Genomic DNA, 25,463 nt, shown 5'->3' with positions numbered 1-25,463 from the left:
GACGGGCCGCCGCCGCACGCGCCGGGCGGCGGCACGGCGGCCGGCACACCGGGCGCCGCGCAGGCCGGTCGAAGCGCCTCGCCCGCGCAAGCCGGGAGCGCGGCCGAGGTGCTCGCCGTACAGGGCCTGACAAAGAGCTTTCCCGGTGTACTCGCCCTGGACGGCGTCGACTTCGCGGTACGGGCCGGGGAGGTGCACGCCCTGGTGGGGGAGAACGGCGCCGGGAAATCCACCCTCATCAAGGTCCTTACCGGCGTGCACCGGCCCGACGCCGGCGAGCTGCGCCACCACGGACGGTCGGTCCGCTTCCAGACGCCGCTGCACGCCCAGCACGCGGGCATCTCCACCATCTACCAAGAGGTCAACCTCATCCCCCTGATGAGCGTGGCCCGCAATCTCTTCCTTGGCCGGGAACCGCGCACCCGCCTCGGTCTGATCGACTTCGGCCGGATGCACCGCGAGGCCGGGACGGCCCTGGCCGACCTCGGCGTATGCGTCGACGTGCGCCGTCCCCTGCGCGAACTGGGCGTCGGAGCCCAGCAGATGGTGGCGCTGGCCCGCGCACGGTCGGTGGACGCCCGCGTGGTCATCATGGACGAGCCGACCTCCTCCCTCGAACCGCGTGAGGTGGCGACCCTCTTCGGCGTCATCCGCACGCTGCGCGAGCGGGGCGTCGCGGTCGTCTACGTCAGCCACCGCCTCGACGAGCTCTACGCCGTCTGCGACGCCGTCACCGTGCTCCGCGACGGCCGGAGCGTGCACACCGGACAGCTCGCCGGCCTGGACCGGCTGCGACTTGTCTCCCTGATGCTGGGCCGCGAGATGGGGGAGGTGCGCCGCGAAGGCGTCACCCGGTTCAGCGGAGCGCACGAGACCGCCGGAGCCGAACCCGTACTGGCGGTGCAGGAGTTGACGGCCCCGCGCCGGTTGCACGGCATCTCGCTCTCGGTCCGCCCAGGCGAGGTCGTGGGGCTGGGAGGGCTGCTCGGATCCGGGCGCAGCGAGACCGCCAAGGCCATCGCCGGCGCACTGCCGGCCGGTGGGCGGGTCACCGTCGCCGGGCTCCCGGTACGCACCGGCTCCACCGCCGCCGCGCTGCGCGCCGGGATCAGCCTGCTGCCGGAGGACCGCAAGGCCGAGGGCATCCTGCCCGGCCTCTCGGTGCGCGAGAACATCGCGCTGGCCGCACTGCCGCGGCTCTCCCGCTTCGGCCTGGTCTCCCGCCCCCGGATCGACCGCGTCGTGGACACCTTCGTCCGGCGTCTGAACATCAAGGCGTCCGGCCCCCACCAGAAGGTCGGTGAACTCTCCGGCGGCAACCAGCAGAAGGTGCTGCTCGCCCGCTGGCTCGCCATGCACCCGAAGGTGCTGCTGCTCGACGAGCCGACCCGCGGCATCGACATCGGTGCGAAGGCGGAGGTGCAGCGGCTGATCGACGAGCTCGCCGAGGACGGTCTCGGCGTGCTGCTGATCTCCTCCGACGTGGAGGAGCTGATCGAGGGCTCGGACCGGGTTGTGGTCCTCAAGGACGGATCGGTGGTGGGGGAACTGACCGGTGACGACGTCACCGAGGACGACCTGATGCGCGCCATCGCCGAAGCCGCGGAGGACCGGCGTGCGGGGGACGCGCCGATTCCGCGGCACGGGCCCGCACCATCCGAGGGGGCCCCGCCCCGGGCACCGGCCGGTCACCGACCGCCGTCCGCCGAGGAGGCCGCCGACCATGGCTGATCTGGTGCTGCGGCGCCTGCCCACCGACCGTGCCGCCCTGCTGCGCGGCCTGCAGGACTACGGCGTCTACGCGGGCGTCGCGGTCCTGGTGCTGGTCAACATCGTCATCACCCCGAACTTCCTGACCGGCGAGAACTTCCGCACCCAGGCCGTCCAGGTCGCCCCCGTCATCATCGTCGCGCTGGGTATGGCCTTGGCCATCGGCAGTGAGGGAATCGACCTGTCCGTCGGCTCCGTGATGGCCCTGGCCACCTCGCTGGTCTCGCTCTATCTCGGCTACGGGCCGTGGATCGCCCCGCTCGTCGCGGTGCTCGGCGGGGCCGCCGTCGGCGTCGCCAACGGGGCGCTGGTCGCCTGGGTCGGTGTGCAGCCGATCGTCGCCACCCTCGCCCTCATGGTCGGTGCCCGTGGGCTGGCTCTTGTGCTGTTGCCGCAGCTCAAGGACGTCCGTGACCCGGGCATGGCCGCCCTGGGCTCCGGCACCCTGGCAGGCATCCCCTACCTGGTGCTGATCGCCGCGGGCCTCGCCCTGCTGGTCGGCTTCGTCGTACGGCACACGCTCTTCGGCCGGCGCCTGCTGGCCATCGGCGACAGCCGCCCGGCCGCGGCGCTGGCCGGACTGCCCGTCCGCCGGGTTCTGCTGCTGGTCTACGTCGGCTCGGGCGTACTCGCGGCGCTCGCCGGGGTGCTCGCCACGGCACGGCTGACGGCGAGCGACCCGACCTCGCTCGGCACCCTCATGGAACTGTCCGCCATCACCGCGGTGGTGGTGGGCGGCACCCCGCTCAGCGGCGGCCGGGTGCGGATCGGCGGGACGGTCGCCGGCGCCGTCCTGATCCAACTGCTGACCGCCACCCTGATCAAACACGATCTGCCACCGTCCTGGACCCAGATCGCGCAGGCGGTCGTCATCGTGCTCGCGGTCCACGCGGCACGGGAGCGGGGGAAGCGATGACGTCACTGCGTACACCCGCGCCGCCGGCGGCGACGGCGCCGCCCGCAGCACGGCGCGGACGGACCCGCGGCGAGCGGCTGAGCGCCCTCGCCCGGCAACACGGCGCCCTGGCGGCGCTGGTCGTCATCGGCCTGGTGGCAACGTTCTCCTTCGACTCCTTCGCCACCCCCGACAATCTGCGGAACATGGCGGTCTCCTCGGCCTTTCTCGCGGTGATCGCGCTCGGTATGACCTTCGTGATCGTCACCGGCGGGATCGATCTGTCCGTCGGCTCGCTGTTCGCCCTCGGCGGTGTCCTGGCGGCCTGGGGATCGCGTCACGGCACCCTCGTCGCGCTGCTGCTGCCGCTCGTCGTGTGCGCACTGTTCGGGCTGGTCAACGGTCTGCTGATCGCCCGCTCCCGGCTCGCGCCGTTCATCGTGACGCTGGCCGCCATGCTCGCCGCCCGCGGCCTGCTCCTCGCCGTCACCGACGAAGGGGCCACGACCTACCTCGTCGCCGAGGATTCGGTCCTCGCCCGGCTCGGGCAGGGCACCTTGCTCGGCCTCGGCGTCCCGGCGTGGATCGCCCTCGCCCTGTTCGTCGCGGGCGCCGTGCTGCTCCGCCGCACCCGCTTCGGCCAGCAGGTCTACGCGGTCGGCGGCAACGAGGACGCGGCCGCGCTGATGGGGACCCCGGTGGCCCGCACCAAAATCCTCGTCTACACGATGTCCGGGGTGCTCGCCGGTCTCGCAGGCGCCCTGAACGCCGCCTGGCTGGCCTCCGGCGTCACCATCCTGGGCACCGGCATGGAGCTCGAGGCGATCTCCGCCGTGGTGATCGGCGGGACCCTGCTCACCGGTGGCTTCGGCTTCGTCAGCGGCTCCCTGGTCGGCGTTCTGCTGCTGAAGGTCATTCAGAACGTCATCAACCAGATCGGCTCGCTGGACTCGGCCTACCAACAGGTCGTCAGCGGCGGCTTCCTGGTGCTGGTGGTGGTCGCCCAGACGTGGCTGGGGCGGCGGTCGCGACGCCAGGGCGTGTCCTGGCGTCACCGAGGTGAGACGGCCCGCGGGCGGCGGGCCGCCCGCGGCGCGGGGCGGCACTCCGCCGGCCTCGCCCGCCGACCTGCTCGGTAGGCTCACGACGTGCCCCCGGACGACTCTCCCGCCCCGCCCCCCTGCATCCCCGCCGAGTTCGTCCGGTACGCCGTCGCCCTGGAGGAGGCCGAACTCGCCTGGGGGTACGTACACGGCCGGCTGACCGCCGAGGACGCCGTCCGGCTCGCCTTCCTGCGCACCTGCGACCTCCGCCCGTCCGCCGCGGGCTTCGCCCGGATCCAGCGGCAAGGGCCGGACGCCTCGGCGCTCGGCGCCGTCTGCCGGGAACTCCTCAACGAAGACGCGGGGCAGGCGGACGCCGCAGGGCGGATCTGGGAGTACCTCGCCGCGGCATGGCGCGCGGCGCGCCCCGAAACCGGCGGCCCCGGGCCCGATGTGGACCAACTTGACCTGGGGAGACGGGAATTCCTGCTCCAACGCGCCGCTGCCGGCCGGGGCATGAACTGGCGGAACAGCTCCGCGCTGCTGAGCACGGACCGCCCCGAGGAGGTCGACGCCGCATTCGAGCGGGGCGAGGAGCTCGTGGGCGTGGCCGTCATCGGGCTCGCTCTCGCCCACCCCGACGCCGCGGCGATCCTGCCCCGTGTCGCACAGGCGCTCGAACGTGCCCGTGATGCGGCGGACAGTGGGCTCCGCCACCAGGGCATCGTCGCCCTCGCCCACACCGCCCGGCTGCACGGCACGGTCGACCGCCGCTGCCTGGACCTGCTGCGCGGCTGCCATCGCGGTAACGAGGCCGACACGGACATCTGGGGCTACGTGGCGCACCGCCGACTACCGATGTGGTTGTGGCGCCACGGCGTGGGCGAGCGGCTGCGGTGGCTGCTGCGCGACAGGTGGCGCGGGTAGGGCGAGGCCCGGCGGGCGGGCGCCATGGCGACTCTGACGGATCATCAGCGACAGACGCGGGGGGCCGTCGGAGGGATACTCCCCGACGGCCCCCGCGCCTGAACCGTAGTCCGCTCAGCGGCTGCCGCTCACAGCTTCTCCTTGCCGCCCGGGGCGGCAGATCCCGTCTGCTCCACCTTGGCCATTTCCGAGCGCTTGTAGGAGTAGCCGAAGTAGACGACCAGGCCGACCAGCAGCCAGACGGCGAAGCGCACCCAGGTCTGCCACTCCAGGAAGGTGATCAGCCAGATCGAGAAGGCCACCCCGAGCGCCGGCACCACCGGCATTCCCGGCGTACGGAACGTCCGCGGCAGGTCGGGGCGCTTGTAGCGGAGCACGATCACCGCGGAGCACACGACCACGAAGGCCAGCAGGATGCCGATGTTGGTCAGCTCCGCTGCCTCACCGATCGGCACGAAGCCCGCGATGGCCGCGGACGCGACGCCCACGATCCAGGTCACCCGGGTCGGCACATGGTGCTTGGGGCTGGTCTTCGCGAACCACTTCGGCAGCAGCCCGTCCCGGCTCATGGAGAACCACACGCGGGTCACACCGAGCATGAAGGTGAACATCACCGTCAGGATGCCGATGATCGCGCCGACCGCGATCACATCCGCGAGGCCGCTCAGGCCCACCGACTTGAACGCCGTCGAGAAGCCGCTCTCCGGGTCGATGTCCTTGTAGTCCTGCATACCCGTCAGCACCAGGCAGGCCAGCACGTACAGCACCATCGAGATCGCCAGCGAATACATGATCGCCTTCGGCATGTGGCGCTGCGAGTCCTTCGACTCCTCGGCCGCGGTGCTCATCGCGTCATAGCCGAAGACCGCGAAGAAGACGGTCGCCGCGCCCGTGAACGCGCCGCCCACCCCGAAGGGGAAGAACGGCTCGTAGTTGCCCGTCTCGATGTGGAAGAAGCCGACCCCGATCACCAGCAGGACCACCAGGACCTTCAGGCCCACCACGATCGTCTCGAACCGGGCGGCGTTCTTGATGCCCAGGGTCAGCAGATAGGCGATCAGCAGGCACAGCACCGCCGCGAACAGGTCCACGCGGTGCCCCTCGCCGGTTCCCGGCGCGCCCAGCATCCAGGCGGGCAGCTCCGCGCCCGTCTCTCCCAGCAGGAAGCTGAAGTAGCCCGAGATGCCGATGGCGACCACCGCCACGATGGCGGTGTACTCCAGGAGCAGGTCCCAGCCGATGAACCAGCCCGCCAACTCGCCCAGCACCGCGTAGCCGTAGGTGTAGGCCGAGCCCGCCTTCGGGATCAGCCCGGCGAATTCGGCGTACGAGAAGGCGGCAGCCGCGCTGGCCACGCCCGCGACGAGGAAGGAGATCAGGACCGCGGGCCCGGCCTTCCCGTTCGCGACGGTGCCGGCGAGGGTGAAGATCCCCGCGCCGATGATGCCGCCGACGCCGATGGCCGTCAGCTGCCACAGGCCCAGCGCCCGGGTGAGTTGCTGGCCGGAACCGCCTTCCGTCTCCGTGATGTGGTCGATCGGTTTGCGGCGCAATACGCCCTGTCCCGCGCGCAGCCCCATGCGTGATCCTCCGTACGCTCCGTCGTGGTCCGACGGCGGATCATCATGGTCCCTCAGCGGCCTCTACGGAAGGCGACTCCCGCGTTCTTCCGATTCTTCCCGGTAGAGACACACGGGAGAGGTGTCAGTCGGCCTCTTCCAGCCGGAATCCGACCTTCAGGCCGACTTGGTAGTGGTCGATCTCGCCGTCGACGAGATGTCCGCGGACCTGGGTGATCTCGAACCAGTCCAGATTGCGCAGGGTCCCGGAGGCGCGCTTGATGCCATTGCGGATCGCGGCGTCCACACTCGCCTGGGACGTGCCCACGATCTCGGTCACGCGATACGTGCGGTCGGTCACGGTGGTCTCCCTCGTCGGGGCGGCGCTCCGCCCGTCCATCTCCCACCGTGCCTCAGCCCGGCCCACCTCACCAGCGGAGCGGCCGGGAGCCGCGCGGGCGCGCCGCTACGGCACGACGGTGACCGGCCAGCGCCCGGCCTTGACCAGGCGGACCGCGACCGATCCCATGATGCGGTGCCCGGCCGACTCCGAGGCGCCCACCACCACCGCGTCCGCCTTCAGCTCGTCGGCCATCTGCACCATGCCGTTGAACGGGTCGCCGCGCAGCGTGTGGAACTCCCAGCGGACGTTGTATATCCCCTGCAGCCGGTCCGTCGCCTTGCGGATCTCGGCCATCAGCTCCTCGGCCACCTCGTTCGTGGCGTCGACCACGGGGGCGCCCATGACCGCGCCGGCCGGCATCACCGGCTGGACGTAGACCAGGACCAGCTTCGACAACTGGCGCCGGGCCAGCCCGGCCGCGTAGGCGGCGGCGCGCCACGACGAGTCGGAGCCGTCGACGCCGACGACGATGACCTTCGGGCCGTCCGTTCCGCGCTCGAAAGGCGCGGGAGTGTTCTCCTCCACACCCGGGAGGTTATCCGCACACGCGTGCTGCCGGGACCGGGGGCCGCGCCCCGCGCGCGCCGTCCTCCCGGCGGGTCAGGCAGGGGCCGGCGGCCAGCTGTCGGCGGACAGGACGCCCAGCACGTACGCCTTGGCGACGAGTGCGGTACGTCCCTGTACCCGCCAGCGCCGGGACAGCCGGGTCAGGTGGTAGTTGACGCCGTCCACGGTCAGGCCCAGCGCGGTGCCGATCGAAGCGGTGGTGGCGCCGCCCGCGGCAAGCGCGAGGATGCGGGCCTCCACCGGGCTCGCCGAACCGCGCGGCCGGGGCGGCGGGCTCGTGTCGCGGACCCGCAGCAGCGCCAGCAGCGCCGGCGGCCGGACGGACGGGTCGCCGACCGGATCGACCGTCAGTTCCCCTTCCCGCGGCGCGCCCTCGGCGCCGGCCTGCCAGTGCACCTCCACCGGATAGCGCGACCGGTGCCCCAGCCGCAGCGCCTCGGCCAGCCGGTCGAGCTGCGCCTTCGCCCGGGGTCTGAACAGGTCCAGCAGATTGCGGCCGCGCAGCTGCCCGGGGGCCGCACCCCACTCCGCGGCCATCGCCGGATTGGCGATCAGTACCTCGCCGTCGGCGTGACACACCGCGATCGGGGTGGGGATACGGTCCAGCAGGATCAGGAAATAGTTGCGCCAGGGTCCGGCGGCGTACGGGCCGGCCGGGTCGAGCGACCCGCCCGGCGCGCGCGGTCCGCCGGCTCCCTCGCCCTTCGGGCCGTCGGCTGTCCCGTTGTCCATTGCCTCTTCTCCGGTCCGCCCGCAAGAGCGGGCAGCAAAAAACCACTGCACAATCATGCAGTTGCCCGGTCATGTCCAGCACACCGGGCCGGTCACGCTGGAGACATGACCGACACCATCGCGCTGCACACCGACGAACGCGCCGCCGCCGACGACGGCATCCCGGTCGCCGACCTCTCGGCGGCGGGCCTCACCAGCACGCCCATCCAGCAGGCCATGGACCTCGCCCGGATCCACGGCCCGGCCTTCAAGCGCAAGCTCGGCGACCGCGAGACGCTGTTCATCTCCTCGCTGGACCTGGTCACCGAGGTCGCCGACGAGACCCGTTTCGCCAAGGGCGTGTCGGTCGTCCTGGAGGACGTCAGAGAATTCGCCGGGGACGGTCTGTTCACCGCCTACAACGACGAGCCCAACTGGGCCAGGGCGCACGAGGTCCTGATGCCGGCCTTCGCGCTCGGTTCGATGCGCACCTACCACCCGGCGATGCTCAAGGTCGCCCGCCGGGTGATGGACAGCTGGGACGGGCGGGTGGCCGACGGCACCCCCGTCGACGTCGCCGAGGACATGACCCGGATGACGCTGGACACCATCGGGCTCGCCGGCTTCGGCTTCGACTTCGCCTCGTTCTCCCGCGACACCCCGCACCCGTTCGTCGAGTCGATGGTGCGCTGCCTGCAGTGGAGCATGACCAAGTTCGCCCGCAAGCCCGGCACCGACCACACCGAGGAGGACGCGGCGTTCCGCGCCGACGCGGACTACCTCGCGTCCGTCGTCGACGAGGTCATCGCCGCCCGTACCGCGAGCGGGGAGAGCGGCGACGACGATCTGCTGGGCCTGATGCTCGGCGCCACCGGGGAGGGCGAGGACGGGCCCCGCCTCGACCTCGCCAACATCCGCAACCAGGTCATCACGTTCCTGATCGCCGGCCACGAGACCACCTCGGGCGCCCTCTCCTTCGCCCTGCACCACCTGCTGAAGGACCCGGTCGCGCTGCGCCTTGCCCAGCGCGAGGTCGACGAGCTGTGGGGCGACGAGACCGACCCCGACCCGTCCTTCGAGGACATCGGCCGGCTGCCGTTCACCCGGCAGATCCTCAACGAGGCGCTCCGGCTGTGGCCGACCGCCGCCGCCTTCAGCCGCCAGGCCCGCGAGGACACCCTGATCGGCGGCCGCTACCCGGTGCGGGCGGGCGAGCTGGTCACCGTCCTCACCCCGATGCTGCACCGCGACCCGGTCTGGGGCGACAACCCCGAGCTGTTCGACCCCGCCCGCTTCGGCCCCGAGGCCGAGGCGGCGCGCTCGCCGCACGCCTACAAGCCGTTCGGAACCGGTGAACGCGCCTGCATCGGAAGGCAGTTCGCGCTGCACGAGGCGACCATGCTGCTCGCCCTCCTGGTGCACCGCTACCGCCTGATCGACCACACCGACTACCGGCTGCGCATCAAGGAGACGCTGACCCTCAAGCCCGACGGGTTCACGCTGACCCTGGCGGCACGCACGCCCCAGGACCGGGCGGCGGTCCGCGGCGCGCTGGCGGTGCTGCCCGGCGCGACCGTCGGTGCCGCGGACGACGCGGCCGCCGCCCGTGCGGAGGGACTGCCCACCCGGGTCCCCCAGGGCACCGGCCTGCTGCTCCTGCACGGCACCAACTACGGCACCTGCCGTGAGTTCGCCGAGCGGCTCGCCGACGAGGCCACCGCACTCGGCTTCGGCGCCGACGTGGCGCCGCTGGACGCGTACGCCGGGGCGCTGCCCGCCGACCGGCCCGTCGTCATCGTCGCCGCCTCCTACAACGGCCAGCCCACCGACGACGCCGCCGACTTCGTCCGATGGCTCGACACCGCCCCCGAAGGCGCCGTCGAGGGCGTGCCCTACGCCGTTCTGGGCGTCGGCGACCGCAACTGGGCCGCGACCTACCAGCACGTGCCGATGCGCCTGGACGACCGGCTGGCCGCGCTCGGCGGGGAGCGGCTGCTGCCGCGCGCCGAGGCCGACGCCTCCGGCGACCTCGGCGGCGCCGTCAAGGAGTTCACCGCGGAGCTGCGCACCTCGCTGCTCGCGCGATACGGCGATCCGGCGAGCGTCGGAGCGGGCGCACCGGCCGCCGAGGACGCCGGCTACACCGTCACCGAGATCACCGGCGGGCCGCTGGACGCGCTCGCCGCCCGGCACGACGTCGTGGCGATGACCGTCACGGAGGCCCACGACCTCACCGCCGAGGGGTGGCCGCGGCCCAAGCGGTTCCTGCGCATCGCGCTACCCGAAGGCGTCAGCTACCGCACGGCCGACCACCTCGCCGTACTGCCGGTCAACGCACCGGCCGTGGTCGAGCGGGCGGCCCGCGCCCTCGGCGTCGACCCGGACACCGTCCTCGCCCTGCACGCGGGACGGCCCGGTCGCGACACGCTCCCCGTCGACCGTCCACTGACGGTACGGCAACTGCTGTCCAATCACCTTGAATTGGGCGCGCGTCCGGCACCGGGGCAGGCCGCACTGCTCGCCGCGCACAACCCCTGCCCGCCCGAGCGTGCGGCGATCGAGGCCCTCGCCGAGGACGATCCGCGCACCCTGATCGAACTGATCGAAGAACACCCCGCGTTGCGCGGCGCACTGCCGTGGCCCGCGATCCTGGCGCTGCTACCGCCGCTGCGCACCCGGCACTACTCCCTGTCGTCCTCGCCCGCCGCCGACCCCCGGCACGCTGACCTGATGGTCTCGTTGCTGCCCGGTGGCACCGGCTCGACCTATCTGCACACCCTGCGGCCCGGTGACACCGTCCTGGCCCGCGTACAGCCCTGCCGTGAGGCGTTCCGCCTCGATCCGGCCGACCCCACCCCCGTCATCATGATCGCCGCCGGCACCGGGCTCGCCCCCTTCCGCGGCGCCGTCGCCGACCGTGTCGCCGCGAGCAGGACCGCCCCGGCGCGGCTCTACTTCGGCTGCGACGACCCCGACGCTGACTTCCTGCACGCCGCGGAATTCGCCGCCGCGCAGGAGGCCGGAGCGGTGTCCGTACGACCGGTGTTCAGCGCCCGGCCCGAGAACGGCCACCGCTTCGTCCAGCACCGGATAGCCGCCGAGGCCGACGAGGTGTGGCAGCTGCTGGAGGCGGGCGCGCGGGTGTACGTCTGCGGTGACGGCAGCAGGATGGCACCGGGGGTCCGGGCCGCCTTCCGCGATCTGCACGGTGCCCGAACCGGCGCCTCGGCGACGGAGTCCGAGGCGTGGCTGCGGGAACTGACCGCCTCGGGGCGCTACATCGAGGACGTCTACGCGGCCGGCTGAGGAACTCCTCGTCCCCCGGCGGGCACACGGACTGGATCTCGTGGCCCGCCGGGGCCAGGGTGGGGGGTGCGGCCCCTCGGGGTCGCGCCGTTCGACGGCCGCGGGGTGCGGCCGACGGCCCGACCGGGGGGACACGCGGTATGACCAAGGCTCTGATCATCGGAGGCGGCATCGCGGGGGCGGTGACCGCGATGGCGCTGCACAAGGCGGGCATCGAAGCGGAGATCTTCGAGTCGTACCCGACCGGCGCGGACGACGCCGGCGCCTTCCTCGTCGTCTTCGCCAACGGTCTCGAAGCGCTCCGGGTGATCGACGCCCAGGGCCCCGTCCTGGAGAACTCCTTCCCCGCCCGGCAGGTGCAGCTCTTCGGCGACCGTGGTGACCTGCTGGGGGAGCGGCCGATCGCCGGCACCGGCAACGGCCCGGGCCCGCGCACCCTGCGGCGGGCCACGCTCTATCGCGTGCTGCACACCGACGCAGCCCGCCGAGGTGTCACCGTCCGGCACGGGAAGCGCCTCGTCGCCACCGAGCCGGTGCGCCGCGCGGACGGCACGGGGGTGGCGGCGGTCTTCGCCGACGGCAGCCGCGCCGAAGGGGATCTCCTCATCGGTGCTGACGGCCTGCACTCCGTCACTCGCTCACTGATCGACCCGGCCGCGCCGCGCCCGCGCTACACCGGGCAGAACACCGTCTGCGGCTACACCGGGGACGCCGGGACGGCCGACCATCCGCCCGCCCCGGAGACCTACACCATGATCTTCGGCAAGCAGGCGTTCTTCGGCTGCACTCGCGCCCCCGACGGCGAGGTCTGGTGGTTCGCCAACGCCCCCGGGCCAGAGTTCGACCGGTCGGACCCCGGCAGCCCCGCCGAGTGGCGCCGGCGGGTCGCCGGGCTCTTCGAGGGGGACGACACCCCGGCCGCCGCCCTCGTCGGGGCGAGCGGCGACCGCGTCATCGCCTCCAACTCCTATGACCTCGCCACCATCCCGACCTGGCACACCGACACCATGGTCGTCATCGGCGACGCGGCCCACGCGGCCGCACCCAACGCCGCCCAGGGCGCGTCCATGGCCATCGAGGACGGGGTCGTGCTCGCCCGATGTCTGCGCGACCTGCCGGATCCGCGCAGCGCCTTCACCGCGTACGAGGAACTGCGCCGGGAGCGGGTGGAGAAGGTCGTCGCGGCCAGCGCCGGCATGGCCCGCCGCACCGCCATGGGCCCGGCCGGACGGCAGCGGCCCGAGCCGGGCACCCCACGCGACGGCGGCGACGGCGGCGAGAACTGGCTGACGGACTACCGCATCACGTGGTGAGGCGAGCCGGCAGGGCGCCTACTCCGTGTCGCCCTGCCGCCCCACGGCACCCGGCAGATGGATGACCAGCAGCACGATCCCGGCGAGGGTGAGATTGCGGGTGGCGGCATCCAGGCCGTTCCAGTCCTTCGACTGCCACATCGCGAACCACTCGCCGCCCACCGCGAGAAAGCCCGCGCCGAACAGCAGCAACACCATCAGCAGACCGACGGTGGCGATCCGTCGTGCCCGCTCCGTGCGGCCCCGCCGCAGACCGAGAGTCCACAGCGCGGTGGCCGCCAGCAGGACCGCCGCGGCCACCGTCTCCCAGGCGATGATCGCCAGATAGGCGGCGTCCTGCGCGGCCTTCGAGGTGACGGCGCGCCACATCATCTCCGGGTCCCGGAACGTGGTGTCCATCGCCAGGACATGGCGGACGAACTCCCGGTTGGTGTCGAAGTCGGTGATATTGCCGAAGGCTATGAGCGTGATGTGCAGCGCGATCGTCGCGGTGAGCACGGCTGCCGCGAGCGGCAGCGCTGTGGTCTGTCTTCTGTCGGTCATTACACCCTCCATCAATCATTACCCGGACCTCATACATTTCCCCGTTCGCCATCTGCCCCCTGGTCACCTGCGCACCCAACTCCCGTACGCTGCTGCCCATTCGACCGGATGACCGACCGGGCGACGAATGGCCGAACGGCCGATGATCTCAGGGGAAAGCGGGGCGCATGAACAGGACCCGGTGCGTGGGAGCGGTAGCCGTCGCGACGGCGGCGGTACTCGTGGCGGCCGGACCGGCAGGTGCCGGGACGGCCGCCACGACATACGACACCAGCACGTCGGTGGGTGTCCACAACGCCTACGAGAAGGACAAGTACCCGTACTTCGCGGACGCGCTGGACTCCGGGGCCGCGCTCCTGGAACTGGACCTCTGGTCCAACGGCTTCGGCTCCTCCTTCCGCGTCTCGCACAGCAACCCGCTCGGCAACGACAACAACTGCGAGAACGCCGCGAACGCCGCCGAGCTGCGCACCAAGAGCCGCAACCAGAGCTTCGGCGGCTGCCTGGCCGACATGCGGGCCTGGCACGACGCCAACCCCGGACACCGCCCGATACTCGTCAAGATCGAGATGAAGGACGGCTTCAACGCCAAGGGCGGCCGCGGACCGGCCGAGTTCGACGCACTGGTGCGGGAGAAGCTCGGTGACGCGGTCTACGGGCCCGGCGAGCTGACCGCGGGACACGCGAACCCCGCCGAGGCGGTACGCGCCGGCGGTTGGCCCGCGCGCGCAGACCTGGCCGGGAAGTTCCTCTTCGAGCTGATCCCCGGCACCGTCGAGGAGGACAATCCGTTCGACAAGCTGTGGACCGACGTCGAGTACGCCACCCACCTCAAGGACCTGGCGGGCCAGGGCGCTCTGGCGCGGTCAACCGCCTTCCCCGCGGTGCACGGCGCCACGGCGGGCGACCCTCGTACGCGCTACGCCGACCCGGCGCTGCGGCCCTACTTCGTGGTCTTCGACGGTGACGCCGCGACGTACCTCAACGGCAGCATCGACACCGCCTGGTACGACACCCGCCACTATCTCCTCGTCATGACCGACGCCCACAAGGTCGCGCCGGAGATCGATGCCACCCGGCCGACCGAGGCCGAGGCGCAGGGGCGGGTCGGCCAACTCGCCTCGTCACACGCCAGCTTCGCGACCTCCGACTGGTACCCGCTGCCGTCCGTCCTCAAGACCGTGGTCCCGCGCGGGGACTGAGGTCGCCCGCCGGTAGAGCGCGGCGGTGTCCCGTCCGAAGCGGCTGCTGTAGGAGGTGGCGTCGTCGCCGCCCTCGTCCAGCCCGCCGATCACTCCGATCAGTGCCCCCGTCCCGGTGGCCGGATCGAGGTCGGTGAGCATCGGCCCGCCGCTCGTGCCGTTGGGGAATCCCGGGCAGGGGAAGCGGAGTTGGGACGGCCCCTGGGCCTCCACGGTGTGCCGGCAGCTGACCGGTGTGTCCCAATTGTCGGGATAGCCGGTCAGCAGCCCCGGCCGGCCGGCCGGGGCGCCGAACCGGATGTGCTCGGCCCCGGTGACGTCCTCGATCCGGCCGCCCACGGCCCCTGCCCGCCGCACCCGCAGGAACGCCACGTCGTGGTCGGGGTCCCGGTCGCTGATCCAGCGCGGGTGGACGAGGACCCGGGTGGGCACCCACAGGCCGTACGGCACGAACCGGCCGTCCAGCCCTGGCGCGAACACCAGCCGGGTACGGAACCCGCCGTCGTGCACGCAGTGCGCGGCGGTGGCGACGAGGTCCCCGGCCGGCGAGTGCACCACGCTCGCGGTGCAGTGGTGGGTGGGGTCACCGTCGTCGCCGGGCGAGAAGAGCGCGCCGATCTGCGGCGAGGGCGTGGTCGACGACGCGGCGACCGGCCGGGATGCGGCTCCCGCTCCGGGGGCGCCGGTGCGACGCGCCGCCGGCGGGCCGGGCCGCTCGGTGTACGGGCCGGCGAGTACCGCGGCGGCGGCCGTGTCCCCGCCCGCCCGGTCCGCGACGTACGCCCCCGTGGCGGCGTCCCCGGCGGCCAGGAACGGATCGGCCGGTCCGGGACGCAATGCGAGCGCGGTGCCGCCCGCGGCCGCTGTCAGCAGCATCAGCGCCGACACCACCCGCAGCGGACGCAAGAGGCGCAGGCGCGCGCGGGCGCGGGCACGGCGGCTCGGCCGGCCGGACGGTGCCGAAGTCGCCGCTCCCGCCGCACCGACTCCCGCCGTGTCCGCCGTGGTCGGGCCGCCTTCGCTCGTCTCCACCAGTGCCGCCTCGTCGCATCAGCCGCAGCACCCGGCCGGCGACCGGGCGACAGCAGAACCAGACATTTCGCCCAGTTTGCGGCATGCTCGCCCGTCGTCGCCCGATGCCACGGCGGAGCGCCGTCCGAGGTCACCGAAACCCCGCCGGACCGGAACCCGATCGGCGGGACGGCGCGGCAGTACGCCGGCGGGGCCGTTTCGCCCCCCCCGGCGCCGACGGTTCCGTGTCCGCTCCCGGGCTATACCGCCAGGTTGTGCCGGATCAGCGTGTCGGCCAGGCCGGCCTCGTTGGGGAAGTCCATCGCCACGATGCCAAGGCCCGTCCAGCCGCTCGCCTCCGCCCCCGTCAGCAGGCTCTTGACCTGCGGGTTGAGCCGGTCGGCGTTGGAACGCGGCGGCAGCAGGGCAGCGGTGCTGACGTAGTTGACGAACAGTTTGCCGGGCTCGGCGACGGCCTTGCGGAACTGCGCCTCGACCTTCGGGTACTTCGCGAACGGCTCCGCCATGTAGTCGTCCTGGATGTCGAACAGCTGCGGGTCGGCGTAGCGGACGCCCGGCAGGCCGTCCGCGTCGGCCAGCAGGACGACCTTGCCCCGCGCCTGCCCCAGGGGCGGCAGGCCGCCGTCGAGCCGGAACAGCGAGCGGTAGCCCTTGTCGTCGAGGTAGATGTCGAAGATCCGGCGGAATTCCTCGGCCGCGACCTCGGAGTACTCCTGCTTGACGCGCATCAGCACCGTCTCCGACGGGTGCGCCTGGAGGAACGCCCGGCAGGCGTTCAGCACATCGCCGAACATCAGCTGCTGGTAGAAGGTGCCGTGGTGAATCGCGAAGACGCCGTCGATGGCGCGGCAGCGGACGTCCAGGAAGCGGATGCCGGAGGCGAGTTGGGCATCGATCGTGGTGTTCTGACAGGCGACCCAGGGGCCGCCGACGCGCGCGCCGGAGTCATGCGTGCCCGGGATCGTCAACCGCTGGAGGGGTGTGCCGTCGCCCAGCGCCGACATCCAGTCCTGCGCCGACAGTACGGACGCCCTGCGCTGCGCCGCGGTGGCCGTGAACTGCCCGCTGCCGGCGCCTGCCAGCACGCCCGCCGCGGAGAGCGCCGCCGCGCCCCTGAGGAAACCCCGCCGGTCCAGCCCCATCCCGCCACCCCTGCCCGTCGACCCGGCGTGCCGACCGGTTGCTCCGGTGCGCACGCATGTTCGGGGCATCGAACCATATGGGGGGTGGATGCGGCACCCGGCCGGCGAGCCCCGAGGGCTCGCCGGCCGAGGATGGCGGAAACCGGACCTGTGCCGGTCGCCGAGTCAGCCGCGGACGGACAGCGACAGCGCGAAACGCTCCGCGCTGTCGGTCCACCACTGTGTCAACTCAAGCCCCGCAGCGGCGAGTTCGGCGCGTGCGCCGTCCTCGCGGAACTTGGCGGAGATCTCGGTCCGCAGCTCCTCGCCCGCGGCGAAGGGCACGGCCAGGTCCACGCCGGGGATCTTCGCCGTCAGCTCCTTGCGGGCCCGCAGCCGCATCTCGATCCACTCACGGTCGGCGTTCCACACGGCGACATGGTCGAAGTCGTCCGGGTCGAAGTCGCCGCCCAGCTCGCGGTTGATGACATGGAGCACGTTCTTGTTGAACTCGGCCGTCACGCCGCGCTCGTCGTCGTAGGCCGCGACGAGCGTGGCCTCGTCCTTGACCAGGTCCGTGCCGAGCAGCAGGGCGTCGCCCGGGGAGAGCACGTCGTGGACGGACCGCAGGAACGCGGACCGCTCCTCGGGCAGCAGGTTGCCGACGGTGCCGCCGAGGAAGGCGAGCAGGCGCGGGCCGGGGGAGTCGGGCAGGGTGAGGCCCCGCTGGAAGTCGGCCACCAGCGCGTGCACGGTCAGGCCGGGGAGTTCGGCCAGGAGCGCCTCGCCGGCCGCGGCCAGCGCGGACTCGCTGACGTCCATGGGCACATAGGTGTGCAGACCGGAGAGCGCGCCGAGCAGGTGCCGTGTCTTGTCGGATGACCCCGAGCCCAGCTCGACGAGGGTGCGGGCCCCGGTCGCGGCGGCGATGTGATCGGCGCGGGTGAGCAGGATCTCGCGCTCGGCGCGGGTGGGGTAGTACTCGGGAAGTCTGGTGATCTCCTCGAACAGCTCACTGCCCCGGGCGTCGTAGAACCACTTGGGCGGCAGCTGTTTCGGCGTACTGGTCAGACCCCGGGCGACATCGGCACGCAGAGCGGCCGCGGTGGCGTCGGCGGGGAGGGTGCGGGTGATGCTGAGGGGGCTCACGCTTCGGGCTCCTTGAGCGGGGAGAGATGGACGTCGGTCCGGGTGGCGCGGAGCAGAGTGCCTTCGGGGACCTCGGTCCAGTGGGGGGAACGGTCGTAGGGTTCGGAGGCGACGACCGTGCCGCCTCCCGGAACGGAGTGATGGAAGAGGGTGTCGCCCCAGGTGGTGGCGGCTATGGAGAGGCCGTCGGTGAGCAGCAGGTTGAGGCGGGAGCCCGGTGCGGCTCCGGCAACCGCCGTCACGGTGGCGGCCAGCGCCTCCCCGGGGTCGTCGCCCTGCGCCAGCCGGTGCTGGACCAGGGCCCACAGGAACGCGGCGTCGCATCGGGCCTGCAACCGCAGCAGCTCCTCGGGCGGCAGCTCGGCGGCCAGGTCGGCCATGGAGCCGGGCCAGCCGGTCACCGCGCCGTTGTGGCTGAAGAGGTACCTGCCGGCGGCGAACGGCGCGGCCGCGGCCTCGGCATCCGCGCCCGACTCGGTGGCGTCGCGCACGGCTGCCAGCAGCGCGCCGGTGCGGATCACCCGCCCCAGGTCGGGCAGCAGCTCATCGGCCCAGATCGGACCGGCCCGGCGGTAGCGCGCGGGCACCGGGTCGCCCGACGCGTACCAGCCCACGCCGAAACCGTCCGCGTTGACCGTGCCGTGCACCTGGCGGCGGGGTGCCCACGACTGCCGGTACAGGCCGTCGGGCGGACTCAGCACCACGTCGGCGAAAGGTATCTCGGGCCCCACGTAAGCGATATGACGGCACATCAGGCATCGCCCCCCGGCGCGGTCGGGCAGCGCCCCGCGGCAGCTCGCCGGCGGGGGCGCCCGGTGGCCTGCCGCGGCGGGGCCGCCGGCCTCACGCGCCCGCCGCCGGGTCGGCGTCCCGGGCAGTGCGGAAGCCGGAGAAGATCTGCCGCCGCACCGGCAGGTCCCAGTTGCGGAACGTGCCCCGGCAGGCCACCGCGTCGACCGCGAAGGACCCGCCGCGCAGCACCTTGTACGGCCCGCCGAAGAACACCTCCGAATACTCGCGGTAGGGGAACGCGACGAAGCCCGGATACGGCAGGAAGTCGCTCGACGTCCACTCCCACACATCACCGATCAACTGCCGTACGCCCAGCGGCGACTGGCCGTCCGGGTAGCTGCCGACCGGGGCCGGGCGCAGGTGCCGCTGGCCGAGATTGGCGTGCGCCGGTGTCGGCTCCTCGTCACCCCACGGGTAGCGCAGCGCCCGCCCGCCGGCCGGGTCGTGCCGAGCGGCCTTCTCCCACTCGGCCTCCGTCGGCAGTCGGCGTCCCGCCCAGCGCGCGTAGGCGTCCGCCTCGTACCAGCTGACGTGCAGCACGGGCTCGTCCGGCGGTACCGGCTCGGTCACCCCGAACCGCCTGCGCAGCCACCGGCCGCCTTCCTGCCGCCAGAACAGCGGTGCGCGCAGCCCGTGCTCGCGGACCTGGGCCCAGCCCTCCTCGGCCCACCACCGCGGCTCGTCATAGCCGCCGTCCTCGATGAACCGCAGGTAGGCGCCGTTGCTGACCGGTGTGGTGTCGATGAGGAAGGACGGCACCAGGCGCCGGTGCGCGGGCCGTTCGTTGTCCAGTGCCCACGGCTCGGTGGAGGTGCCCATCGTGAAGGGGCCCCCGGGGACGAGGACCTCGGCGGGCAGGATCCCGTCGGAGGTGACCGGAGGCTCGGGCGCGGTCAGCACCGCGGGGCCGCGGCGCAGCTGATGGGTGATGAGCATGGTCTCGTCGTGCTGCTGCTCATGCTGCGCGATCATGCCGAAGGCGAACCCGGAGTCGAGCAGCGGACCGCCGCGCAGCGGCGTGCGCTCCAGGATGTCCAGCACCCGGCCGCGCACCTCGGCGACGTAGCCGTGCGCCTCGGCGGGTGCCAGCAGCGGCAGCGAGGGGCGTTCGGCGCGCGGGTGCTCGAACGCGTCGTAGACGGAGTCGATGTCGGGGCGCAGCGGATCGCGGCCGCCGACGGCGCGCAGCAGCCACTGCTCCTCCTGGTTGCCGATGTGCGCAAGGTCCCACACCAGGGGGGACATCAGCGGTGAGTGCTGGGCGAGCAGGTCCGGCTCCTCGACGCAGGTGGTCAGCAGACGGGTGCGGTCGCGGGCGGCGAGCAGCGCCGTGGCCGCGCGCTCCCTGAGCGACTCGGGGTCGATGGTCACTGGCTGTCCTTCCCAAGAGTGAGCTCGCCCTCGGCCGCGAAGCCTGTGGGATCGGTGATGTCCGTGGCGCGGGCCGGGCCGTCGGCCGGCGGGTCCGCGGGGTCCGGTGCGGCGGGCGCGTACGCCGGGTCCGCGGCGTACACGGCGTCGAGGTGGTCGTCGGCCGGGCAGCGGCCCCGCGCGACGTAGCGCTCGGTGAAGTCCGCGACGGCCTCGATCACTCCGGGCGAGGCGCCGAGCCGTGGCAGGGCTTCCTGCGCTGCCGCGAAGCAGGCGACCGCCGCGGCGTGCAGCTCAGGGTCGGTCAGTGCCCCGCGGGCGGCGTGCCGCCACAGCGGGTTGCGCGGCGCGGGCCGGGCACCGGCCGTCTCCGCGAGGGGTTTGACGATTCGATAGGCGCGCTCCGCGGCCTCCGGGTCGTCGAAGAGAGCGGCGGTGACCGCGAGCGGCACGATCCAGCCGGCGTCGCCCGGCTGCGCGTCGATCATCCGCAGTTCGAGGTGCCCGCGCGGCCGCACGGGCGGGAACAGCGTGGAGACGTGGTAGTCGAGATCTTCCTGGGTGGGAGGTCTGGGCACGCCCGAACGGACCCATTCGCGGAAGGTGAGTCCCTGCGGCGCGTCCCAGGGTCCGTCCTCGGAGCGGATGCACATCACCGGCGCGTCCAGGACGTAGCGCGCCCAGCCCGTGCGGGGGTCGGGGTCCTGCGGCGGGGCGAGCGTACGCTCCGGGTCGAGCTGGGACCAGACGACCTGGCGGGTGGTGCGGTAGCCCGTGGGGCAGCCCTCGCTGGTCGGCGAGTTCGCGAACGCCGCGGCGAGCACCGCGCCCAGCAGATGGGCCAGCAGCCAGCGCCGCCCGAAGCCGAGCGGTCCGGGCTCCTCGTGGCCCGCGTCCACACACACCTGCACGGACGCGGTGGAGCACATCATCGACCGGCCGGCCGCGCCCCAGCGGTCGAAGTACGCCTCCATGGCGTTGTAGCGCGGTTCGGTCAGCACGCGCTGCGGGGCGTGCCAGGGGTTGTGGCCGTGGCCGGCCATGCCCAGGCCCATGTCGAGCATGGCGGGCCTGACCAGCGCGAGATCGGCCGAGACGGCCTCGATGCAGGCGCTGAGGGAGGTGGCGGGGAGCGAGCTGAGCTCCAGCTGGCCGCCGGGTTCGAAGGTCAGGAGCGAATCGAGGGGCAGCGCGCGCAGAGCAGCCTGAGCGGCGCGCAGCCGGGACGGTTCGACCGGACATCGGGGGTTGCGTGCGTCGTGAACCAGCCATTCGATCTCGACGCCGATGCGGCGTGGCGGGCCGGTCTTGAAGCATATTCCGCGCAGATGCGCTTCAAGATCCGCCTCGGTCACCGCGGGCCGTACGGGCATCGTTCCCTCTCCCCTCCGGGATGGCGGCAGGTTTGCCGCCCTCCACCTAAGCGGCTGCGGGCGGCGGGCTCAAGGGCGCATTCGGGACGCGGGCGGCACGGACGGGCCGCCTGCGGACGAGCGGGCGAACCGAGGGAGGGGACCCGGGCCCGGGTCCGGGGCGCCCGCTCGGCGACGGGGACGGCCCTGCGGCCCCTCCCCACATCCGCAGACCTGACCGGCGGCCGGGGAAGAGGCCCGGGGAAGCCCGGACAGGACCGGGGGAGGGGCTACACCCGTTCGAGTGACGGACGTGGGTGCTGGGACGCGATGAGTGCAGTGAGGCGAGGGAAGCCTGCTGCGAAAAAAGTGGCGCAAAGTGGCGCAACGCGGAGCCGCCCGGGCGCTCCGCCGGTGGTGAGCGCCATGGTCACTGCCGGTACCCGGCCAGGAAGCGGCCGATCCGGCTGATCGCCGCGTCGAGATCGTCGGCGTGGGGGAGGGTGAGGATGCGGAAGTGGTCGGGGCGCGGCCAGTTGAAGCCGGTGCCCTGGACGACCTGGATCTTCTCCCGCAGCAACAGGTCGAGGACGAACTTCTCGTCGTCGTGGATCTTGTGCACGGCCGGGTCCAGCCGGGGGAACGCGTACAGCGCCCCCTTGGGCTTGACGCAGGAGACGCCCGGGATCTCGTTCAGCCGTTCCCAGGCGCGGTCGCGCTGTTCGCGCAGCCTGCCGCCGGGCAGCACGAGATCCTTGATGCTCTGGCGTCCGCCCAGCGCCGCCTGGATCGCGTACTGCGCGGGCGCGTTCGGGCACAGCCGCATGGACGCCAGGATGCCCAGACCCTCCAGATAGTCGGCGGCGTGCTGCCGGGGGCCGGAGACGACGAGCCAGCCGGAGCGGAAACCGGCGACGCGGTAGGACTTCGACAGGCCGCTGAAGGTCAGGCACACCAGGTCCGGCGCGAGCACCGCGGCGTGGTGGTGGACCTCGTCGTCGTACAGGATGCGGTCGTAGATCTCGTCGGCGAAGACCATCAGCCCGTGGCGCCGGGCGAGATCGAGCATGCCCTCCAGCAGTTCCCTCGGGTAGACGGCACCGGTGGGGTTGTTGGGGTTGATGATCACCAGCGCCCGGGTCCGGTCGGTGATCTTCGAGGCGAGGTCGTCGAGGTCCGGCAGCCAGTCCGCGGACTCGTCGCAGAGGTAGTGCACCGCCTTGCCGCCGGCCAGGGTGGTGACGGCGGACCAGAGCGGGAAGTCGGGAGCGGGGATGAGCACTTCGTCGCCGTCGTCGAGGAGCGCCTGGACGGCCATGGAGACCAGCTCGGAGACGCCGTTGCCGAGGTAGACGTCATCGACACCGACATCCGCCAGTCCGTTCTGCTGGTAGTGCTGGGCCACCGCGCGGCGGGCGGAGAGGATGCCGCGCGCATCGGTGTAGCCGTGCGCCTGCGAGAGGTTGCGGATCACGTCCTGGAGGATCTCTTCGGGAGCCTCGAAGCCGAAGAGCGCCGGATTTCCGGTGTTCAGCCGCAGCACGCTGTGGCCCGCCTCCTCCAGCGCGTCCGCGTGCCGGATGACCGGCCCCCGGATCTCGTAGCAGACGTCGGCCAACTTGTTCGACTGCTTGAACTGCATGCGGCGGCCTCCCGGTCTTTCGCTCACCGCGCGGCGCGGCAGCATTCGTCCTACCGTACTTGGTTTTACCAAGTAGCGACTTGGAAAGTCCAACTACTTGTCTATGCTGGGGGCATGCCGCGCCGAAGTTATGACCAGTACTGCGCCGTCGCCCGAGCCCTGGACGCCGTGGGCGACCGCTGGACGCTCCTGATCGTCCGGGAGCTGCTGGGCGGATCCCGGCGCTACACCGACCTGCACGCCGACCTGCCGGGCGTCAGCACCGACATGCTCGCCTCCCGGCTGAAGGACATGGAGCGCGACGGCCTCGTCCTCCGCCGCAGGCTCGCCCCGCCAGGCGCCGCCTTCGTCTACGAACTCACCCCCCGCGGGCACGCCCTGCTGCCGGCGCTCGGTGCGCTCGCCGACTGGGGCGCTCCCGCGCTCGGCGAGCGGCGCCCCACGGACGCGGTGCGGGCCCACTGGTTCGCCGTACCGCTCCTCGCCCGGCTCGCCCACCACTTCACCGAAGCTCCTGACGCCGTCGACGCCGTCGGGGTCGTCGGCATCGCCCTGGACGAAGGCGAGTTCCACGTCACCCTCGGCGCGGACGGCCCCGCCTATGCCGACGGGCCGGCCGAGCGCCCCGATGTCCGTCTGCGGATGGACACCGCCACCTGCGCCGACGTCGCGTACGATCGGCTCTCGCTCGCCGAGGGCATCGCGTCCGGCCGGATCGCCGTCACCCTGCCCGCGGGGCCGGCGGACGGGCAGGTCACGGCCTGAACCGCGGGGCCGCCTTGGCGCCGTGCGGGCGGCCATCCCCGAACGGCCGCGCCCCGGCGCACGCTCCGGCAGCTGCGCACGCAGCGAGAGACATGAGGACGACACCGGTATGACGACGCGGCCCCTGGCGGTCTTCGACCTCGACGGCACCCTCTCCGACGCCCGCCACCGCCAGCATCTGCTGGAGCGCGCCCCCCGAGACTGGAAGGGCTTCTTCGCGGCGGCACCCGAGGACCCACCGCTGCCCGAGGGCGTGGACCTGGCGCTGCGCAGCGCCGAGGACTGCGAGGTCGTCTACCTCACCGGCCGCCCCGAGCAGTGCCGGCGGGACACCCTCGACTGGCTGGCCCGGCACGGCCTCCCGGAGGGCCGGCTGTGGATGCGCCCGGGCAACGACCGCCGCCCGGCCCGGCAGACCAAGCTCGAGATTCTCCGCCGGATCGCCCGCGACCGCGAGGTCAGGTGGCTCGTCGACGACGACGAGCTGGTCTGTGACGCCTGCGAGCAGGCCGGCTTTCCCGTGATACGCGCCCGTTGGGCCGTGCCCTCGGAGGCCGTGCGGGATGCCCAGGAGCGCACGGGGCGTACCTAGCCACCGGGCGAACGTGGCGACGGGGCGTACGGGGCGCGGGGCGTCCCGACCGACTGCGGGGGAGTCGTACGGCCGTTCGTGGCACAGGCGGCTCCGCAGCCGGTCTTCCGGGCCGGCGCCCCGGGCGCGGCGGGATCCGCGGCGCCGTCCTACGCGTCGTCAGGCCCCTTCACCCGTCCGGCAGCACGCCGGGCGCCGTCCCTCCGTTCGGCCGATCAGACGGGGCGGGTCCGGCAACGGCGGGTGAAGCTCGGGAAATGGACCACGCATCAGTTTCCCGAATAAGAACCGGACTCACTCTTCTGCTGGCCGCGGTGACGCTGGCCGCCGCGACCCCGGCGGCCGTCGGGGCCACGACCCCGCTGCCGTCCCGCGCCCCCGCGAACGGCTCGGCCGACCCGGACGGAACCCGGCGCACCGGCTCGGCCTGGCTCCCCTATTGGGGCGACACCGAGGAGGCGTTCCAGGACGCGCTGCAGCATGCCGACCAGCTGCACACCGTCAGCCCCTTCTGGTACGAGGCGTCCGCCGCCACCGTCAAGAGCCATCCCGGCGCCGGGTCGATCCGCATCATCGACGGACTGCACGAGGCCGGCATCAAGGTGGTGCCCACGGTCACCGAGACCCTCGCGGCCGATGAGATGGCCGATCTGATGCACGACCCCGAGCGCCGCACCGCGCATGTCGACGCCCTGATGGAACTCGTGCAGAGCCGCGCGTACGACGGGCTCGACCTGGACTACGAACGGATGGCCGTCACCGGTGACAGCGCAGCCCGCGATCGGGTCAGGACCGGCTACAACGCGCTGGCGAAGGACCTGTGCGCGCGGCTGCACGCGCGGGGCAAGCAGTGCGTGATCACCGTCATGGCCCGCGCCCGCGGCAACGGCAAGGCGTTCGACTACGAGGAGCTCGGCAAGGTAGCCGACCGCATCCGCATCATGGGCTACGACCTGCACTGGGCGGGTGGCGAGGCCGGGCCGCTGTCCGCGACGGACTGGTACGAGGACTTCCTCCGCTACGCCACCGACACCATCCCCAGGAACCGGATCGAGGTGTCCTTCCCCGGCTACGGCTGGGACTGGACCACCGGCGTCAAGGCGCGCGCGCACCATCTGACCTGGAAGGAAGCCGACGCGCTGCGCAGGCAGGAAGGTGTCGGCTACCACTTCGACGACGCGTCGGGCACCCCGTACTTCACCTACCAGAAGGGGGGCCGCACGCACGAGGTCTGGTACCAGGACGCCCGCGGCGTCCGCGCGCACATGCCGCTGCTGGAGAAGTACGGCGTGCAAGGTACCGGTCTGTGGGCGCTCGGGTTCGAGGACCCGGACACCTGGGCCGCGCTCCGCGGGGAGTAGCCGAAGCGTCTCCGCTGGCGGCGAGCCGGCCGCGGGCGGCGCACCGC

General features: G+C 72.7%; 22 protein-coding genes. 10 read left to right on the top strand and 12 right to left on the bottom strand.

The genetic code is table 11. The features are described 5' to 3' along the window. The first annotated feature begins 108 nt into the window (after positions 1-108). The 4 genes from ACGFZW_RS04455 to ACGFZW_RS04440 are packed head-to-tail and all read left to right on the top strand — an operon-like array spanning position 109 to position 4,635. Positions 109-1,731 (top strand): sugar ABC transporter ATP-binding protein, encoded by a 1,623-nt coding sequence (locus ACGFZW_RS04455; RefSeq protein WP_393891816.1) that lies wholly within the window; start codon positions 109-111, stop codon positions 1,729-1,731. Continuing rightward, positions 1,724-2,686 carry an ABC transporter permease gene (locus ACGFZW_RS04450; RefSeq protein ID WP_393891518.1) on the top strand — a complete coding sequence of 321 codons (963 nt, stop codon included), beginning with the start codon at positions 1,724-1,726 and terminating at the stop codon, positions 2,684-2,686. Before ACGFZW_RS04455 ends, ACGFZW_RS04450 begins: the two co-directional genes overlap by 8 nt. After that, on the top strand, positions 2,683-3,804 hold the full coding sequence (locus ACGFZW_RS04445; RefSeq protein WP_393891517.1) for an ABC transporter permease: 1,122 nt from the start codon (positions 2,683-2,685) through the stop codon (positions 3,802-3,804). Before ACGFZW_RS04450 ends, ACGFZW_RS04445 begins: the two co-directional genes overlap by 4 nt. Positions 3,805-3,813: 9 nt before the next feature. Next, positions 3,814-4,635, top strand: a complete 822-nt coding sequence (locus ACGFZW_RS04440; protein WP_393891516.1) for a hypothetical protein — start codon at positions 3,814-3,816, stop codon at positions 4,633-4,635. A 128-nt stretch (positions 4,636-4,763) separates the two neighbouring features. Here ACGFZW_RS04440 and ACGFZW_RS04435 read toward each other — a convergent pair whose 3' ends face one another. The 4 genes from ACGFZW_RS04435 to ACGFZW_RS04420 all read right to left on the bottom strand — a co-directional run bounded on the left by ACGFZW_RS04435 (position 4,764) and on the right by ACGFZW_RS04420 (position 7,896). Then, positions 4,764-6,215 carry an amino acid permease gene (locus ACGFZW_RS04435; protein WP_393891515.1) on the bottom strand — a complete coding sequence of 484 codons (1,452 nt, stop codon included), beginning with the start codon at positions 6,213-6,215 and terminating at the stop codon, positions 4,764-4,766. Positions 6,216-6,339: 124 nt separating this feature from the next. After that, positions 6,340-6,555: a dodecin gene (locus ACGFZW_RS04430; protein ID WP_393891514.1), complete on the bottom strand. Its 216-nt coding sequence runs from the start codon at positions 6,553-6,555 to the stop codon at positions 6,340-6,342. A 105-nt stretch (positions 6,556-6,660) separates the two neighbouring features. Beyond that, a complete protein-coding gene (locus ACGFZW_RS04425; RefSeq protein WP_393891513.1) occupies positions 6,661-7,122 on the bottom strand; it encodes a universal stress protein in 462 nt (153 codons plus the stop codon). Positions 7,123-7,197: 75 nt separating this feature from the next. Next, positions 7,198-7,896, bottom strand: a complete 699-nt coding sequence (locus ACGFZW_RS04420; protein WP_393891512.1) for a PAS domain-containing protein — start codon at positions 7,894-7,896, stop codon at positions 7,198-7,200. A 105-nt stretch (positions 7,897-8,001) separates the two neighbouring features. Between ACGFZW_RS04420 and ACGFZW_RS04415 the strand changes: the two genes are divergently transcribed. Next, positions 8,002-11,181: a bifunctional cytochrome P450/NADPH--P450 reductase gene (locus ACGFZW_RS04415; protein WP_393891511.1), complete on the top strand. Its 3,180-nt coding sequence runs from the start codon at positions 8,002-8,004 to the stop codon at positions 11,179-11,181. A gap of 140 nt (positions 11,182-11,321) precedes the next feature. After that, positions 11,322-12,494 (top strand): FAD-dependent monooxygenase, encoded by a 1,173-nt coding sequence (locus ACGFZW_RS04410; RefSeq protein ID WP_393891510.1) that lies wholly within the window; start codon positions 11,322-11,324, stop codon positions 12,492-12,494. An 18-nt stretch (positions 12,495-12,512) separates the two neighbouring features. Here the strand turns inward: ACGFZW_RS04410 and ACGFZW_RS04405 are convergent, their stop codons facing one another. Next, positions 12,513-13,037 (bottom strand): DUF2165 domain-containing protein, encoded by a 525-nt coding sequence (locus ACGFZW_RS04405; RefSeq protein WP_393891509.1) that lies wholly within the window; start codon positions 13,035-13,037, stop codon positions 12,513-12,515. A gap of 167 nt (positions 13,038-13,204) precedes the next feature. Between ACGFZW_RS04405 and ACGFZW_RS04400 the strand changes: the two genes are divergently transcribed. Then, complete coding sequence (locus tag ACGFZW_RS04400) at positions 13,205-14,239, top strand: phosphatidylinositol-specific phospholipase C domain-containing protein (protein WP_393891508.1); 1,035 nt, start codon at positions 13,205-13,207, stop codon at positions 14,237-14,239. Here ACGFZW_RS04400 and ACGFZW_RS04395 read toward each other — a convergent pair. The 7 genes from ACGFZW_RS04395 to ACGFZW_RS04365 form a co-directional block, all read right to left on the bottom strand. Beyond that, positions 14,162-15,271, bottom strand: coding sequence for a trypsin-like serine peptidase (locus tag ACGFZW_RS04395; RefSeq protein ID WP_393891507.1), 1,110 nt, complete (start codon positions 15,269-15,271; stop codon positions 14,162-14,164). The genes ACGFZW_RS04400 and ACGFZW_RS04395 overlap by 78 nt on opposite strands. 239 nt (positions 15,272-15,510) lie before the next feature. Beyond that, positions 15,511-16,413 carry a phosphatidylinositol-specific phospholipase C domain-containing protein gene (locus ACGFZW_RS04390; RefSeq protein ID WP_393891506.1) on the bottom strand — a complete coding sequence of 301 codons (903 nt, stop codon included), beginning with the start codon at positions 16,411-16,413 and terminating at the stop codon, positions 15,511-15,513. Positions 16,414-16,578: 165 nt separating this feature from the next. After that, positions 16,579-17,541, bottom strand: a complete 963-nt coding sequence (gene egtD / locus ACGFZW_RS04385; RefSeq protein ID WP_393891505.1) for an L-histidine N(alpha)-methyltransferase — start codon at positions 17,539-17,541, stop codon at positions 16,579-16,581. After that, positions 17,538-18,293, bottom strand: a complete 756-nt coding sequence (gene egtC / locus ACGFZW_RS04380) for an ergothioneine biosynthesis protein EgtC (RefSeq protein WP_393891504.1) — start codon at positions 18,291-18,293, stop codon at positions 17,538-17,540. The genes egtD and egtC overlap by 4 nt, the downstream gene beginning before the upstream one ends. A gap of 91 nt (positions 18,294-18,384) precedes the next feature. Beyond that, entirely contained in the window at positions 18,385-19,704 is a 1,320-nt protein-coding gene (egtB, locus tag ACGFZW_RS04375) for an ergothioneine biosynthesis protein EgtB (protein WP_393891503.1), read from the bottom strand. Next, positions 19,701-21,077, bottom strand: a complete 1,377-nt coding sequence (egtA, locus tag ACGFZW_RS04370) for an ergothioneine biosynthesis glutamate--cysteine ligase EgtA (protein ID WP_393891502.1) — start codon at positions 21,075-21,077, stop codon at positions 19,701-19,703. The genes egtB and egtA overlap by 4 nt, the downstream gene beginning before the upstream one ends. A gap of 409 nt (positions 21,078-21,486) precedes the next feature. Next, positions 21,487-22,698, bottom strand: a complete 1,212-nt coding sequence (locus ACGFZW_RS04365) for a pyridoxal phosphate-dependent aminotransferase (protein WP_393891501.1) — start codon at positions 22,696-22,698, stop codon at positions 21,487-21,489. A 114-nt stretch (positions 22,699-22,812) separates the two neighbouring features. Between ACGFZW_RS04365 and ACGFZW_RS04360 the strand changes: the two genes are divergently transcribed. The 3 genes from ACGFZW_RS04360 (at position 22,813) to ACGFZW_RS04350 (ending at position 25,416) form a co-directional block, all read left to right on the top strand. Then, positions 22,813-23,463 (top strand): winged helix-turn-helix transcriptional regulator, encoded by a 651-nt coding sequence (locus ACGFZW_RS04360; protein ID WP_393891500.1) that lies wholly within the window; start codon positions 22,813-22,815, stop codon positions 23,461-23,463. Between the two features lie 109 nt (positions 23,464-23,572). Further along, a complete protein-coding gene (locus tag ACGFZW_RS04355; RefSeq protein ID WP_393891499.1) occupies positions 23,573-24,055 on the top strand; it encodes a hypothetical protein in 483 nt (160 codons plus the stop codon). A gap of 257 nt (positions 24,056-24,312) precedes the next feature. Beyond that, positions 24,313-25,416, top strand: coding sequence for a glycosyl hydrolase family 18 protein (locus tag ACGFZW_RS04350; protein ID WP_393891498.1), 1,104 nt, complete (start codon positions 24,313-24,315; stop codon positions 25,414-25,416). Positions 25,417-25,463: the final 47 nt, after the last annotated feature.

The sequence above is a fragment of the Streptomyces sp. NPDC048248 genome (assembly GCF_043201875.1).
Lineage (GTDB): Bacteria > Actinomycetota > Actinomycetes > Streptomycetales > Streptomycetaceae > Streptomyces.
Note: the sequence above shows the minus strand (reverse complement) of the source record. Positions and strands in the feature narration are given on the sequence as shown.

What these genes read in the sequence shown, in the direction of transcription:
- ACGFZW_RS04450 (WP_393891518.1), top strand. Translation starts at nt 1,724, where the DNA reads ATGGCTGATCTGGTGCTGCGGCGCCTGCCCACCGACCGTGCCGCCCTG.
- ACGFZW_RS04445 (WP_393891517.1), top strand. Translation starts at nt 2,683, where the DNA reads ATGACGTCACTGCGTACACCCGCGCCGCCGGCGGCGACGGCGCCGCCC.
- ACGFZW_RS04435 (WP_393891515.1), bottom strand. Translation starts at nt 6,215, where the DNA reads ATGGGGCTGCGCGCGGGACAGGGCGTATTGCGCCGCAAACCGATCGAC.
- ACGFZW_RS04420 (WP_393891512.1), bottom strand. Translation starts at nt 7,896, where the DNA reads ATGGACAACGGGACAGCCGACGGCCCGAAGGGCGAGGGAGCCGGCGGA.
- ACGFZW_RS04415 (WP_393891511.1), top strand. Translation starts at nt 8,002, where the DNA reads ATGACCGACACCATCGCGCTGCACACCGACGAACGCGCCGCCGCCGAC.
- ACGFZW_RS04410 (WP_393891510.1), top strand. Translation starts at nt 11,322, where the DNA reads ATGACCAAGGCTCTGATCATCGGAGGCGGCATCGCGGGGGCGGTGACC.
- ACGFZW_RS04405 (WP_393891509.1), bottom strand. Translation starts at nt 13,037, where the DNA reads ATGACCGACAGAAGACAGACCACAGCGCTGCCGCTCGCGGCAGCCGTG.
- ACGFZW_RS04400 (WP_393891508.1), top strand. Translation starts at nt 13,205, where the DNA reads ATGAACAGGACCCGGTGCGTGGGAGCGGTAGCCGTCGCGACGGCGGCG.
- ACGFZW_RS04390 (WP_393891506.1), bottom strand. Translation starts at nt 16,413, where the DNA reads ATGGGGCTGGACCGGCGGGGTTTCCTCAGGGGCGCGGCGGCGCTCTCC.
- egtC (WP_393891504.1), bottom strand. Translation starts at nt 18,293, where the DNA reads ATGTGCCGTCATATCGCTTACGTGGGGCCCGAGATACCTTTCGCCGAC.
- egtA (WP_393891502.1), bottom strand. Translation starts at nt 21,077, where the DNA reads ATGCCCGTACGGCCCGCGGTGACCGAGGCGGATCTTGAAGCGCATCTG.
- ACGFZW_RS04365 (WP_393891501.1), bottom strand. Translation starts at nt 22,698, where the DNA reads ATGCAGTTCAAGCAGTCGAACAAGTTGGCCGACGTCTGCTACGAGATC.
- ACGFZW_RS04360 (WP_393891500.1), top strand. Translation starts at nt 22,813, where the DNA reads ATGCCGCGCCGAAGTTATGACCAGTACTGCGCCGTCGCCCGAGCCCTG.
- ACGFZW_RS04355 (WP_393891499.1), top strand. Translation starts at nt 23,573, where the DNA reads ATGACGACGCGGCCCCTGGCGGTCTTCGACCTCGACGGCACCCTCTCC.
- ACGFZW_RS04350 (WP_393891498.1), top strand. Translation starts at nt 24,313, where the DNA reads ATGGACCACGCATCAGTTTCCCGAATAAGAACCGGACTCACTCTTCTG.